This is a genomic window from Mesorhizobium sp. WSM4976, assembly GCF_029625685.1.
Classification (GTDB): domain Bacteria; phylum Pseudomonadota; class Alphaproteobacteria; order Rhizobiales; family Rhizobiaceae; genus Mesorhizobium.
The window spans coordinates 167,632-179,972 of the sequence record NZ_JARTVT010000015.1; the positions used below are offsets into that span (position 1 = coordinate 167,632).

Annotated in this window: 14 protein-coding genes and 1 pseudogene; 7 read left to right on the forward strand and 8 right to left on the reverse strand. The window is 63.2% G+C overall.

From position 1 onward, the window contains the following. Nucleotides 1–34: 34 nt before the first annotated feature. Nucleotides 35–832 carry a creatininase family protein gene (locus P9272_RS19695; protein WP_278161827.1) on the forward strand — a complete coding sequence of 266 codons (798 nt, stop codon included), beginning with the start codon at nt 35–37 and terminating at the stop codon, nt 830–832. 18 nt (nt 833–850) lie between these two features. Here the strand turns inward: P9272_RS19695 and P9272_RS19700 are convergent, their stop codons facing one another. Continuing rightward, the gene (locus tag P9272_RS19700; RefSeq protein ID WP_128258123.1) at nt 851–1,360 is read right to left on the reverse strand and encodes a tyrosine phosphatase family protein; all 510 of its coding nucleotides are present in this window, start codon (nt 1,358–1,360) and stop codon (nt 851–853) included. Continuing rightward, nucleotides 1,357–2,412: a threonine-phosphate decarboxylase CobD gene (gene cobD / locus P9272_RS19705; protein WP_278161828.1), complete on the reverse strand. Its 1,056-nt coding sequence runs from the start codon at nt 2,410–2,412 to the stop codon at nt 1,357–1,359. Before cobD ends, P9272_RS19700 begins: the two co-directional genes overlap by 4 nt. On the opposite strand from cobD, the gene cbiB reads away from it, so the two are divergent. Next, on the forward strand, nt 2,411–3,400 hold the full coding sequence (cbiB, locus tag P9272_RS19710) for an adenosylcobinamide-phosphate synthase CbiB (RefSeq protein WP_278161829.1): 990 nt from the start codon (nt 2,411–2,413) through the stop codon (nt 3,398–3,400). The genes cobD and cbiB overlap by 2 nt on opposite strands. On the opposite strand, the gene cobO is transcribed toward cbiB, so the two are convergent. The 3 genes from cobO to P9272_RS19725 form a co-directional block, all read right to left on the reverse strand. Continuing rightward, nucleotides 3,397–4,011 carry a cob(I)yrinic acid a,c-diamide adenosyltransferase gene (cobO, locus tag P9272_RS19715; protein WP_027168966.1) on the reverse strand — a complete coding sequence of 205 codons (615 nt, stop codon included), beginning with the start codon at nt 4,009–4,011 and terminating at the stop codon, nt 3,397–3,399. The two genes, cbiB and cobO, sit on opposite strands and share 4 nt — an antisense overlap. A 1-nt stretch (nt 4,012) precedes the next feature. Beyond that, nucleotides 4,013–4,546, reverse strand: coding sequence for a bifunctional adenosylcobinamide kinase/adenosylcobinamide-phosphate guanylyltransferase (gene cobU / locus P9272_RS19720; RefSeq protein ID WP_278161830.1), 534 nt, complete (start codon nt 4,544–4,546; stop codon nt 4,013–4,015). A 131-nt stretch (nt 4,547–4,677) separates the two neighbouring features. Continuing rightward, complete coding sequence (locus P9272_RS19725; protein ID WP_278161831.1) at nt 4,678–5,364, reverse strand: gamma-glutamylcyclotransferase; 687 nt, start codon at nt 5,362–5,364, stop codon at nt 4,678–4,680. 102 nt (nt 5,365–5,466) lie between these two features. Here P9272_RS19725 and P9272_RS19730 point away from each other — a divergent pair, with 102 nt between their 5' ends. Continuing rightward, nucleotides 5,467–5,883: a Rieske (2Fe-2S) protein gene (locus P9272_RS19730; RefSeq protein WP_128258129.1), complete on the forward strand. Its 417-nt coding sequence runs from the start codon at nt 5,467–5,469 to the stop codon at nt 5,881–5,883. Between the two features lie 60 nt (nt 5,884–5,943). Here P9272_RS19730 and P9272_RS19735 read toward each other — a convergent pair whose 3' ends face one another. Then, nucleotides 5,944–7,143 carry an MFS transporter gene (locus P9272_RS19735; RefSeq protein WP_278161833.1) on the reverse strand — a complete coding sequence of 400 codons (1,200 nt, stop codon included), beginning with the start codon at nt 7,141–7,143 and terminating at the stop codon, nt 5,944–5,946. 228 nt (nt 7,144–7,371) lie between these two features. Between P9272_RS19735 and P9272_RS19740 the strand changes: the two genes are divergently transcribed. Together P9272_RS19740 and P9272_RS19745 are read left to right on the forward strand one after the other, a co-directional pair. Beyond that, nucleotides 7,372–8,373, forward strand: a complete 1,002-nt coding sequence (locus tag P9272_RS19740; protein WP_278161834.1) for a DUF1624 domain-containing protein — start codon at nt 7,372–7,374, stop codon at nt 8,371–8,373. Continuing rightward, nucleotides 8,370–8,849 carry an isoprenylcysteine carboxylmethyltransferase family protein gene (locus P9272_RS19745; protein ID WP_278161835.1) on the forward strand — a complete coding sequence of 160 codons (480 nt, stop codon included), beginning with the start codon at nt 8,370–8,372 and terminating at the stop codon, nt 8,847–8,849. The genes P9272_RS19740 and P9272_RS19745 overlap by 4 nt, the downstream gene beginning before the upstream one ends. Nucleotides 8,850–9,094: 245 nt before the next feature. Here the strand turns inward: P9272_RS19745 and P9272_RS19750 are convergent, their stop codons facing one another. Both P9272_RS19750 and mgtE read right to left on the reverse strand, forming a co-directional pair. Then, nucleotides 9,095–9,481: a MerR family DNA-binding transcriptional regulator gene (locus tag P9272_RS19750; protein ID WP_027168973.1), complete on the reverse strand. Its 387-nt coding sequence runs from the start codon at nt 9,479–9,481 to the stop codon at nt 9,095–9,097. A 145-nt stretch (nt 9,482–9,626) separates the two neighbouring features. Beyond that, nucleotides 9,627–11,045 (reverse strand): magnesium transporter, encoded by a 1,419-nt coding sequence (mgtE, locus tag P9272_RS19755; protein ID WP_278161836.1) that lies wholly within the window; start codon nt 11,043–11,045, stop codon nt 9,627–9,629. Nucleotides 11,046–11,405: 360 nt separating this feature from the next. Here mgtE and P9272_RS19760 point away from each other — a divergent pair, with 360 nt between their 5' ends. Both P9272_RS19760 and P9272_RS19765 read left to right on the forward strand, forming a co-directional pair. After that, nucleotides 11,406–12,077 (forward strand): response regulator transcription factor, encoded by a 672-nt coding sequence (locus tag P9272_RS19760; RefSeq protein WP_278161837.1) that lies wholly within the window; start codon nt 11,406–11,408, stop codon nt 12,075–12,077. Nucleotides 12,078–12,198: 121 nt separating this feature from the next. Beyond that, nucleotides 12,199–12,341 (forward strand): annotated as a pseudogene (locus tag P9272_RS19765) (serine--glyoxylate aminotransferase); the annotation flags it as partial.

The window sequence follows — 12,341 nt, forward strand, 5'->3', positions numbered from 1 at the left end:
TCCAAGCCGAACAGCAGACCATCGGGAGACAAAAGTGACGACAAGACGTGTGTGGTGGGGCGATTACCGGACGACCGAATATGCCTCGATAGACGCGGAAGCGACGATCGCCGTGCTGCCGTTGGCGGCGATCGAGCAGCATGGTCCGCATCTGCCGGTCTCGACCGACACCTCGATCATGATGGGCATGCTTGAGACGGTGATCGCGCGCCTGCCCGACGATCTGGACATCCGCATCCTGCCGGTGCAGGCGGTCGGCAAGTCGAACGAGCACCTGCATGCGCCGGGAACGCTCACCTTGTCGGCCACGACTTTGGTGGATGCCTGGACCGAGCTTGGCCTGTCGATCGCGCGCGCCGGGGTCAGGAAACTGATCATCGTCAACTCGCATGGCGGCAATGAAGAGATCATGGGCATCATTTCGCGCGAATTGCGTGTGTGCGCCAAAATGCTGTCGGTGAAGACGAGCTGGCAGCGCTTCGGCCGCCCGGCCGGCATGTATACCGAGTTGGAGGACCGTCACGGCATCCATGGCGGTGATGTCGAGACCTCGCTGATGCTGCACTTCCGGCCCGACCTCGTCGACATGAGCAAGGCGGACAATTTTGTCTCCAATGTCGGCCGCGCCGAAAAAGAATTCGCCCTGCTGCGCCACACCGGCACACATGCCTTCGCCTGGATCGCCAGCGACCTCAACCCGAACGGCGTGGTCGGCGATGCAAGTATCGCCACCGCCGAGAAAGGTCGGCTCACCGCCGAGCATCAGGCAGACGGTTTTATCAGTCTGGTCAGGGATGTGCGTAAGGCCAATCTTACCGAATGGCTGTCGTAGCGTGCGTCCGCTGCGATTCTAAGCTTCGATCCCCAATTCGAAGGGGACTCCTTCAAACGCATCGGCGCCCCGGCCGATCGCCTCGATCGCCGCGATCATGCGGCCATCCCGCTGAAGCAGCGCGTCGGCAACTGCGATTAGCCGTGGATTGGGTGTCGCCGTCGGCGATAGAAAGCGAAGCGTGTGGGCGAGTTCCATCTCGTCGCGCCGCGGCGCCAGCGCGGCGGCGATGATGTAGGCCGATGCGGTCGAACGGCTGACGCCGGCATAGCAATGCACGACCAGCGGCTTTACCCGATCCCAGCGGTAGGCGAAGTCGAGCAAGGCCCGCACATGCTCCTCGCCGGGCATCGTCATGCCTTCCTGCGCCACGGCGATGTCGTGCATGACGAGATGCAGGTGGTTTTCCGCCAGGATCGAGGCCGGGCGGATCACTTCAGTGCCGGCAGCAAGCAGTGACAGCAAGCGCTGCGCGCCGGTCCTCGCCACAGTCTCGTCGACCTTCGACAGCGAACAGACATGGATCATCGTCCGATCTCCTTCGACGCATCCTTACGCCGTGCGGCCCAGGCGGCAAGCGCGCTTTCGAGGCGCTGCCATTCTGGTTCGCTGCCAGGCAAACCAATGCGCAACACTCCGGGCCGCTCGGCGAAATGGCGCACCAGCACGCCATCCTCGCCGAGCGCCGAAAACAGGCTTGGGGCCTCGGCAAATGACAAGTAGCGGAACAGACTGGTGCCGCGGACGACAGGAACGTCGAATCGGCCAAGCAACGCGTCGAGCCGGGCGGCGTCCTGTCCCAGGCGTTGCCGCATCGCGGCCTGCCATTTCGTATCCGACAGCGCGCGGATGCCATATTCGAGCGCCGGGCCCGCAACCGCCCAGGGGCCCAGCTGCGCGTCCAGCCGCTCGGTCGTCAGTTGATCGGCGAGCGCGAAGCCAAGCCGAACACCGGCGAGACCAAAAAACTTGCCGAACGAGCGCAGCACGACAATGCCGCCCTCAACGACATCGCCGGCCAGGCTGTGTTCAATCGGGCCGGCATCCATGAAAGCCTCGTCGACGACCAGCAGCCCGCCCTTGGCGCGAAGCCAAGCGGCAAGCTCTAGCAGGCGCGCCTTTTCGATCACCCGTCCGTCCGGATTGTTGGGATTCACCAGCACCGCAAGGTCCGCGTCGGCCAGCTCGTCGAAATCGCCGACTTCCGCGACCGCATGGCCGGCTATGGCCGCGGCGCGGGCATGTTCGGCATAGGTCGGGCCGAGCACCAGCGCCTTGCCGGGCCGCAGCAGAGACGCCACGCGCGGCAGCAGAATCTGCGTGCCGGGCGCGGCCGCAACATACGCCGCCGACGGCGCGCCATAGGTCGCAGCCGCAATTTCGGCCAATTCGCGCAGTTGTGCTGCCTCCGGCAATCGGGTCAGGGCGGTGGCGGGCAGTTCGAAAAGCGGATAGGAGTGCGGGTTGATACCTGTCGAGAGGTCCACGAAAGGTTGTGGGGCATGAGGAAAAAGCGCGCTTGCCCGGCCAAGGCTGCCGCCATGATCAACCGCTGCGATCGCGCCGCTTAGAAGCTTCATGTCTGTCCTGATCGCTTTCCTGTCACTCGCCGTCGAACGTGCCCTCGGCTATCCGGACTGGCTGTTCAACGCCATCGGCCATCCGGTAACCTGGATCGGCAGGCTGATATCCTTTCTCGATCGCCGGCTCAACCGCGCAACAGATTCCGACGCAATCCGTCGCCGCCGGGGTGTGCGGGCGTTGCTCATTATTTTGCTGGTGCCTGGCCTTATCGGCCTAGCGCTGCACGTTCTGCTCTGGCTGATCTTCCCGACGGGCTTGGTCGTCGCTGCCGTCCTCGGTTCCTCGCTTTTTTCGCAGAAGAGTCTCGCCGAGCATGTCGAGGAGGTCGCGGACGCGCTAGAGACCGGCGGTCTGACGCTCGGCCGCATCGCCGTCTCACGCATTGTCGGCCGGGATCCTGAAAAGTTGGACAAGGCAGGCGTCGCCCGCGCGGCGATCGAAAGCCTGGCCGAGAATTTCTCCGACGGGATCGTCGCGCCCGCCTTCTGGACCGGCATCGGTGGTCTCGCCGGCGGCGCGGCTTACAAGGCGGCCAACACCGCCGATTCCATGATCGGCCACCGCACGCCGAAACACGAAGCCTTTGGCCGCGCGGCCGCCCGCTTCGACGATCTGATCAACCTGCCAGCATCGCGGCTGACCGGCCTGCTCATCGTGCTGGCGTCCTTTCTGGTCCCGGGCGCCGATCCGCGCGCCGCCTGGCAAGTCATGCGGCGCGATGCCAGGAAACACCGCTCGCCCAATGCCGGCTGGCCGGAAGCCGCAATGGCAGGCGCGCTGGGGCTTTCCCTCGCCGGACCGCGCAGCTATGGCGGCGAGGTCGTTGAGGATGCCTTCATGGGCGAAGGCGGTCGCCGCGAGGCCGAAAGCACCGATATCCGCCGGGCGTTGAAGCTCTATCGCATGGCGGACTGGCTGCTGCTCGGCCTTTTCGCGGTCGTCTCGGCGGTGGTGATCTACCTGACCATCTTGATCAGCGGCTAAAATTCAATTCCCTGCTGCGCCTTCACCCCGGCCGAGAAATGGTGCTTCGTCAGTCCCATCTCCGTGACGAGATCGGCCGCCTCGACGAGCAGCGGCTTGGCGTTGCGGCCGGTGACGATCACATGCAGATCATCGCGACGTGCCTTCAGCGCCGCGACCACTTTTTCCAGGTCGAGATAATCATAGCGCAGCGCGATGTTGAGCTCATCGAGTACCACGAGGCTGATCGACGGATCGGCCATGAGCTCCAGCGCCTTGGCCCAGGCGGCTTCGGCGGCGGCGATATCGCGCTTCAGGTCCTGCGTCTCCCAGGTGAAGCCCTCGCCCATCGCATGCCATACGACGCGATCTCCGAACGCTGCAAAGGCGTCCTTCTCGCCGGTATGCCATTTGCCCTTGATGAACTGCACGACACCGACGCGCTTGCCGTAGCCCAGCATCCTCAGCGCCAGGCCGAAGGCGGCGGTGGTCTTGCCCTTGCCCGGCCCGGTGTTGACGATCAGCAGGCCTTTCTCGATGGTCTTGCCGGCTACCTCGGCATCCTGCACCGCCTTGCGCTTGGCCATCTTGGCGCGATGGCGCTCGGCGTCCTTTTCCTCGATTTCAGCCATGTCATTTCACCTTGAGCGGCAGCCCCGCCACCATCATGAGAACGCTGTCGGCCACCGCCGCGACCTGCTGGTTGAGGCGGCCGGCGGCATCGCGGAACCGGCGCGCCAGCGCGTTCTCGGGCACGATGCCCAGCCCGACTTCGTTGGAAACCACGAACCACGGGCCGCGCGGTAGCGACAGCACATCCGCCAACTGCCGGCATTCAGCTTCGATATTGTTTTCGGCCAGCATGTGGTTGGTGAGCCAGAGCGTCAGGCAATCAATCAGCACCGGCTGGTGATTGGGCAAGGCTACAATCGCGCCAACCAGGTCGAGCGGCGCATCGACGGTGACCCACCCTTCGCCACGCCGCGACCAATGCAGCGCAATGCGCTCGCGCATCTCGTCGTCATAAGCCTGAGCCGTGGCGATGTAGGTCCAGGGCGACGGATGAGCGGTCGTCAGACTCTCGGCAAGAGAACTCTTGCCCGAGCGCGCGCCGCCGAGGATGAAAGTCAATTTGCGAGCTGCACTAGCGGCCGTCGCGCCGGTCATTTCCTGGCCTTCACCTTGGATGAACAATGTCGCGGCTATCGGGCCGACGGCGCGACTTTAGGCAGAAGCCCTCCTGCCAGCAAAGCAAATTCCGCCACCGTTCGGCGCGATTGCGGCATGGCTCACGACCCCTACGCGCCGGCGATCCGGGCCGCGACGAGCTGCTGCAACCGCCATAGATGCGTATCGTGGATGCCGCGCTGCTCGAGATTCTTCACGGTATTGTAGAGATAATCGGCGCCCGAGCCCCAGTGGCCGCAGGAGGTCGCGAGCCTCTCGACAACCTCCTCCTCGCTCAAGGGGCCGGCATAGGTAGTCCCTTGCCGGTTGATGACGAAGGCCAGCGCACGCATCGGACCGCCATCGCTCATCATGTTGATCAGGCGCGGATGATAGCTGGTCGGCTTCAGCGTCACCTCGCGCCGCAGAAGCCTGTCGAGTTGCTCGCGTCTGTCGCCGTCGCCGAGCCGAAAGGCGACGCCCTTGCACTGTCCACCGCGGTCCAGCGCCATCATCAGGCCCGGGCTTTCCTTGGTCCCGCGCCAGCGTGTCATCTTCATGCAGAAGGATCTGTGCCAGCCGCGCAGCAGGGCCACCCGCTCCTCGACATGCTCGATCTCGGGCTTCCAGATCAGAGAGCCGTAGCCAAACAGCCAAAGCGGTTCGTTGGCGGGTAGCTGTGACTCCAGCGTACGCGCCATTGCGTCATAGTCCGCGTCACCCAGATGCGCGGCGTCAGGGTCGGGCCCGCTGTCCTCGACCGTGCGAAAACAGCGGGCGACCAGTTCCTCGGTGAGCGACATCGTTCTCGGCAACATGCGTTCGACCTTAAAGTCCTCCCGTGGCCGCCACAATGCGCGGAGCCGGCATATGACAACAGCGTTGCCCGGGTGTCGGCTGTCCTCACCTGGGAGAAGCCGATGCAGCCCAATCCGAGCGAACGCGATCCCTACTACGGCCTGACCAGCCTCCAGCCGACCTTGCCGTCGGCCGCCTGTTGGGATGCCGACGCCTACCGGCGCGATCTGGAGGCCATCTGGTACCGAAGCTGGCTGATGGTCTGCCGCGAGGCCGATCTCGCCGAGCCGCTTGCCTTCCGCTCGGTCCGCATCGGCTCGCAGGAGATCGTCGTGCTGCGCGACGAGACCGGCGCCTTGCGCGCCTTCCACAACACCTGTCGGCATCGCGGCTCGCAGCTTTGCCAGGAAAGCGCCGGGCGGCTGAAGGCCAGGCTGCTGACATGGCCCTACCACGCTTGGTCCTATTCGTTGCTGGGCGATCTCGTGCGCGTCCCAAGAAGGGCCTGCGCTCGATGCGCCACGAGGCCGGCGTGCTGATGCCGGAAGAATACGACCTGCACCGCTTTCACGATTGGGTGCGCGAACGCCACGCGGCGCTCAAAACGCCTTCGGCAGATAGCGCCAGGTGACGAAGCCGCAAAAGGCGGCCAGGATGCCGAGCGTGACGAACACCGACCCAAGGCCGAAGAAGGTGAGCACGACCGAATAGACGAGCGGGGGCGTCAGCTCCGAGAAGTCGAGATAGGTGCGATAGACGGCCGCCATCTGCGCCTTCTCGTAGGAACGCACCGAGCGCATGAAGACGGTCGAGCCGAGTGCGTCGAGCGCGATGGTGAACAACGCGCCGAACAGCAGCAAAGCGGCTGTGAGCAATGGCGCGGCCTCGCCGACGCCGCCCGCCGCGAACAGCATGGCGGCCATGGCGAAATAGGCGAAAGTCATGACCCGGCGCCCGCCGAAGCGCTTGCCGGCCCTGCCCCAGAAGATCGCCACGAACAACAGCGCGTTGCCGGCCGAAACCAGCAAGCCGCCGGCAAGCTTACCCTCGCCGGCGATCACCATGAACAGCGGGCCATAGACGAAAAACGTCGTCCAGAAGCAGGAGCGGCCGAAGGCGATCAGCCAGGCAAGCCTGAGCCTCGGCTGCTTCAGGAAGCGGCCGATATTGGCGACCGGATTGGCCGGACGTGACTTGCCGGGACGAATCGACTGGTTGTCGCTCAACCGGTAGAACCAGAAGAGGCAAAGCAGCGCGAACGCAAAAACCACGACCGCGCCATGCGCGGCATAGATGCCGAAATGCGTGTAAAGGAAGATGCCGAGCGTCGGCCCGCCGGTCCAGGCAAACATCGACCACGCCATGCGCAGCGATTCCGCCTGCATGAAGTCGGTCTTGCGGATATGATCCATGATGTAGAGGTTGAGCGTGATCGACAGCGCGCTCGCCCCCATGACGCGGCAGAGCATGCCGGCGATCTGTCCGGGCAGCGTGTGGGTGACGAAGAAGGCGGAGCCGATCGCCAGCAACGCGCAGCCGGCCGTGTAGACCCAGCGCCGCGCGAAGCGGCGGATCAGCATCGGCATGAACAGCGTGACCGAAAGACCCATCAGCGACACGATGGTGTATAGGATCGAGACGATCCGCTCATTGTGCAGGATTTCGTAGGCCTGGATCGGGATCACGCTGGAGATCGTGGCGCGTGCGAAGGATTCCACCGCATAGAGCGAGGCGAAGGTGCGCGCATCCGCCGGCCTCAGGGCCGGAAGCCAGATCGGATGGCGCACATGGGTGGACATCGGCCCTCCGAAACGTGAATCACGCGCAGAATCTGGCCGGACCGGCCGACGGCCGGTAGCAGGAAACCGACCACAGGGGGCCGAAAAGCGAAGCCTGCCAAAGCCTTTCCGCCTCTGGCCTAAAGCAAAATTTCATGGCTGCCATGAAACGCATTGATGGCCGACTGCTTCTGTCGTCGGCTTGAACCATGATAGTCGTTTGGCACGACTGAATCGGATTGCCAGACGATGAGCCTTCAAACGACGAGCGAACCCGTTCAGGACGCGCCCAAGCAAGGCCGCATCGCAGTCTTCGATATCCTGCGCGGCGTCGCGCTGATTGCGATGGCAAGCTATCACTTCACCTGGGACCTCGAAAATTTCGGCTACACGTCGCCCGGCCTCACCGCTTTCGGCTGGTGGAAGTTCTACGCGCGCTGCATTGCCTCGACCTTCCTGTTCCTGGTCGGCGTCAGCCTCTTCCTCGCGCATGGCCGCCAGATCCGCTGGCCAAGCTTCTGGAAGCGCTTCGCGATGGTCGCCATGGCGGCGGTCGCCATTTCGACTGTCACTTATTTCGTCACGCCGGACGGTTTCATCTTCTTCGGCATCTTGCACGAGATCGCGCTGGCGAGCCTTGTCGGTCTTGCCTTTCTGAGGCTGCCTTGGCTGCTGACGGCGATCATTGCCGCGGCAGTCATTGCAGCGCCCTACTATCTACGGTCGGAATTCTTCGATCATCCGGCGCTATGGTGGGTGGGCCTTTCCGCCACCAACCCACGTTCCAACGACTATGTGCCACTCTTTCCCTGGTTCGGCGCAGTGCTTGCGGGCATCGCCGCGGTGAAGCTGGCTTCCTCGTCCGGGCTTCTTGCCCGACTGGGCACATGGATGCCCGGACCCTGGTCAAAACCCCTGACTTTCATCGGCCGCCACAGCCTCGCCTTCTACCTCATCCACCAGCCGCTTCTGTTCGGCTCGGTCTGGCTGTTCTCGCTGGTCATGCCCGCTGCCCCTCAGGACAAGGAAGCCGGCTTCCTGCCGGCCTGCCAAGTGCAGTGCGAACAGCAGCGCGACAGCAAGTTCTGTACGAGCTATTGTGGCTGCATGCTGGACACGCTGAAGGGCGAAGGATCTCTCGAAAAGCTCTACGCCAACGACCAGTCCAGCATCTGGAAATCGCATCTGGCCGATCTTGCGGAAACCTGCACCGCCGCGACCGAGGATCAGATACAGGGAGGGCAGCAATGACGGGCACCGCAAAGCCCAGACACGGGATGATTCCCTGGCCGCCGGTAATCTATGTCGTGGCGATCGCGGCGAGCGTCGTCCTCGGCATATTGTACCCGCTGCCCTGGATCAGCGACATCTTCGGCGATCTCCTGTTCGGCGTCGGCTGGGTAGCGCTGTTCGGCGTCGCCATGCTCTGGATCACAGCCATCCGTGCCATGTTCAGGGCCAGGACAACGCTCGACCCCAATGCCGAGCCCGACCATCTGGTGACTTCCGGTCCCTTCGGCGTCACCCGCAATCCGATGTATCTCGCCAACACGCTGCTGCTGATCGGCGTCGCCTTCGTCACCGGCATCGCCTGGTTCCTGATCTTTGCCTTCCTCGCCGCCTTCGCGACGCAGAAGCTGGCGATCGAGAAGGAGGAAAAGATTCTGGCGGCGAAATTCGGCAAGAAATATCGCGACTATGCAAAAAGGGTGCGGCGCTGGATCTGAGGTTGCTTCCTGAGTGGCCTGGCGATTAGCCTGAACGTTGGGAACGTCGTCATCCTCGGGTTTGACCCGAGGATCCATGCCGTGACCTGTGTCATAGAGCGCAACGGAGCAGAATTCTGCAATCGTTGCAACGCCTTAGCGTCACGGCATGGATCCCGGGGTGTGCGCGCGTAGCTTCGCTCCTTGCTTCGCCTTAGGATGACGAAATTCAGGAGGCTCTAGCCAACCGCCACTGGCAGTCATGCCTATGTGTTCACGCCCAGTTCCGCCAGCCGCTCCACGCAGGACTCTTCGGCCTGGTCAAGCTCGGCCAGTGTCTCCTCCAGGTCGCGCCGCTTCTGGCGCAGGTCCTCGCGTTTTTCCTCGATGCGCTTGATCATCAGCTTGAGCTGGCCGACCTCGCCGGGCGGCTCCTTGTACATCTGGATGATCTCGCGGATCTCGTTGATCGAGAAGCCGAGCCTTTTTCCCCGCATGATCTGGCGGATAAGATGCCGGTCGGACGGCCGGAACAGCCGCGTGCGACCGCGTCTCACCGGCTGCACCAGCCCTTCGTCTTCGTAAAAACGCAACGTCCGCGTCGACACGTCGAATTCGCGTGTCAGCTCGGTGATCGTATAATATTCCCGCATTCCCACTCCCAAGCCCGAGCATCGCCGCTTCAAGCGTCGCCCTTCCCTCCGGTGATACCCATGCAGCGCCGGATTCGGCACCTTGACCCCCGCAGCAACCTCGCACGGCATTTACGTAAAAGTCAATTAAAGCGGCCCCCTTGGTTTAGGGCGCTCTAAACCACCAAGTCGCCAACCCCAGAAAGGCAAAGAAGCCGACGCAATCGGTCACCGTGGTGACGAAGACCGCGGAGGCCACCGCCGGATCGATCTTCAAGCGATCGAGCACCAGCGGGATGAGGATTCCGGCAAGCGCGGCGGCAAACATGTTGATGATCATCGCCGCCGCGATGATGCCGCCCAGGTTGGGGTCGCGGAACCAGAATCCGGCGACCATGCCGATCAGCACCGCAAAGACGACGCCGTTGATGAGGCCGACGCCGAGCTCGCGGCGGATGATGCGCGCGGCGTTGTAGATATCGAGGTCCCTGGTCGCCAGCGCGCGCACGGTAACGGTCATGGTCTGCGAGCCGGCATTGCCGCTCATGCCGGCGACGATCGGCATCAGCACGGCAAGCGCCACGATATGCTCGATCGTGTTATCGAACAGGCCGATCACCGACGCGGCGAGAAAGGCTGTCAAAAGGTTCACCAGCAGCCAAGGCACGCGCGAGCGCGAGGTGGCGAGCACGGTGTCGGACAGTTCTTCGTCGCCGACGCCGCCCATGCGCAGAAGGTCCTCTTCCGCCTCCTCCTGGATGACATCGACCACGTCATCGATGGTCAGCACGCCGACCAGCCGCCCGTTCTCGTCGACGACCGCGGCGGAGAGCAAATTGTACTGCTCGAACTCGCGCGCCGCCTCTTCCTGGTCCATCGTGGCCGGGATCGCGTGCAGCGTCTCATGCATCACGTCCTCGACCTTGACCGCGCGCCTGGTGCGCAGGATCTGGTCGAGATCGATGGCGCCGAGCAGCTTGAAGCTCGGATCGATAACGAATATCTGGCTGAAGCGCTCGGGGAGGTTCTTGTCCTCGCGCATGTAGTCGATGGTCTGTCCGATCGTCCAGAATGGCGGCACGGCGACGAACTCGGTCTGCATGCGCCGGCCGGCGGTCTCTTCCGGATAGTCGAGCGCGCGCCTCAGCCTGATGCGCTCGGTGAAGGGCAGTTGCGACAGGATCTCGTCCTGGTCTTCCTTCTCGAGGTCCTGGAGAATGTAGACGGCGTCGTCGGAATCGAGCTCCTGCACCGCCTGCGCGATCTGTGCGTTGGGCAAATTGTCGACGATGTCGAGGCGGATCGCCTCGTCGACCTCGGTCAGCGCGGAGAAATCGAAATCGGAGCCGAGCAACTCGACCAGCGCCCGGCGCTGTTCGGGGTGAAGCGCCTCCAGCACGTCGCCGAGCTCCGACTGGTGCAGGTCGTCGACTTCGCGCTTGAGGGTGATCGTGTCGCGGTCGGCGATCGCCGCCCCGATCTGCGCAAGAAAGGAGGCGCGCACGGCGCCGTCCTCGCCATAGATGTCGGCGTGATGCTCCTCGGTGGGCGCGGCGTCGGTCGTCTGTCTGTCCTGGCGTTCCACCAGCGCCTCCCGCAACGAGGAATCCCGAAATGAGGTCTAGTGCATGATCCCGAAAAGTGGAAACCGCTTTTCGGGAAATCCAAACCTGTGCGGCAGATAGCGCGGCCACAGGATTCGTCTTGCAAAGATGTCGCTCTAGCGCGCGGAATAGCCAAGGAAATGTGACGGTCGCCTTCGCCTCGCAACCTCTTGGCAGCAACGCGCGGCGCCTGCGGCGCGGCTGTGACAATCGCTTCAGCCGGCGCGACAGCGCATGTCGCTGGGGAAAGAGCACCCCTTCGCCATTGAGGCAGAATTGTCATGATGCAGGGTCCAGCAAGGGTCCGCGCATCCCCTAACGGTCGAGGACAAACGCTGCCCTTGAACACCAAGTCTGGAAACACGAGCGATGGAACTGTCTCGCGGCGCGTTCGCGTGGTCGTGGCCGAGCGCAATCCTTTCGTCGTCTCGGCGCTCCGTGAAATGCTGGAATGCGACGGCCGCTTCGATTTGCTCGGTGCCGTGCATAGCGGCGCACAATTCCTCAATATGGCTGCCGCCACGCAGTTCGATGTCGCCGTCGTCGGCTGGAAGCTTGCCGACATGGACGGCGCCGACGTGCTTACTGAAGTTCAGAGCCGTGAGCTTGGCGTGCGTATCACGATCTTTTCCAACGACCACGACATCGGCATCCTCAAGCAATGCGTGCGCCTAGGCGCTCAAGGGTATTGCTTCCAGTTCGACGATCCGCCGGTGATCTTCGAAACGATCCTGGCGGTCGCGCATGGCCGCATCTGCATCCCCTACATCGACATCAACAAAGTCAACGACACGCCGTTGTCCCGGCTCACCGTGCGCGAGCGCGAGTTGCTGGCGGTGCTGTCCGACGGCTGGACCAATCTGCAGATCGCCACGCGTACAGGGATTTCCGAGAACACGGTGAAATATCACCTGAAGAATCTCTACGACAAGCTGGACGTTCGCAACCGCGCAATGGCCGTCGCGCTCTATTCAAGCGAGAAACAACGCACGTCCAAATCCCCTGTCGGGTAGGCCGATCGGGTAGGTTCGTCCTACCCGCAAGAGCCAACAACTTACCCGGCAAGGTGTTGTTGGCGAGCCTCGCCAAGACGAAACTTCCTCCACATCCAGAACGATCGGAGGAATTTCACGCATGGCTGGGTTCACGCATCTATTCATCCCGGGACCCACCAATATTCCCGAGCAAGTCCGGCAGGCCATGAACCTGCCGATGGAAGATATGCGCGCCTCTTCCTTCCCTAACCTGACGCTGCCGCTGTTCGAGGATATCAAGCG

Coding starts and splice junctions, on each gene's coding strand:
- P9272_RS19725 (WP_278161831.1), bottom strand. CDS start 5,364: ATGTTGCCGAGAACGATGTCGCTCACCGAGGAACTGGTCGCCCGCTGT.
- P9272_RS19700 (WP_128258123.1), bottom strand. CDS start 1,360: ATGATCCATGTCTGTTCGCTGTCGAAGGTCGACGAGACTGTGGCGAGG.
- cobO (WP_027168966.1), bottom strand. CDS start 4,011: ATGGCTGAAATCGAGGAAAAGGACGCCGAGCGCCATCGCGCCAAGATG.
- P9272_RS19750 (WP_027168973.1), bottom strand. CDS start 9,481: ATGCGGGAATATTATACGATCACCGAGCTGACACGCGAATTCGACGTG.
- cobU (WP_278161830.1), bottom strand. CDS start 4,546: ATGACCGGCGCGACGGCCGCTAGTGCAGCTCGCAAATTGACTTTCATC.
- cobD (WP_278161828.1), bottom strand. CDS start 2,412: ATGAAGCTTCTAAGCGGCGCGATCGCAGCGGTTGATCATGGCGGCAGC.
- P9272_RS19735 (WP_278161833.1), bottom strand. CDS start 7,143: ATGTCCACCCATGTGCGCCATCCGATCTGGCTTCCGGCCCTGAGGCCG.
- P9272_RS19745 (WP_278161835.1), top strand. CDS start 8,370: ATGACGGGCACCGCAAAGCCCAGACACGGGATGATTCCCTGGCCGCCG.
- P9272_RS19730 (WP_128258129.1), top strand. CDS start 5,467: ATGCAGCCCAATCCGAGCGAACGCGATCCCTACTACGGCCTGACCAGC.
- P9272_RS19740 (WP_278161834.1), top strand. CDS start 7,372: ATGAGCCTTCAAACGACGAGCGAACCCGTTCAGGACGCGCCCAAGCAA.
- cbiB (WP_278161829.1), top strand. CDS start 2,411: ATGTCTGTCCTGATCGCTTTCCTGTCACTCGCCGTCGAACGTGCCCTC.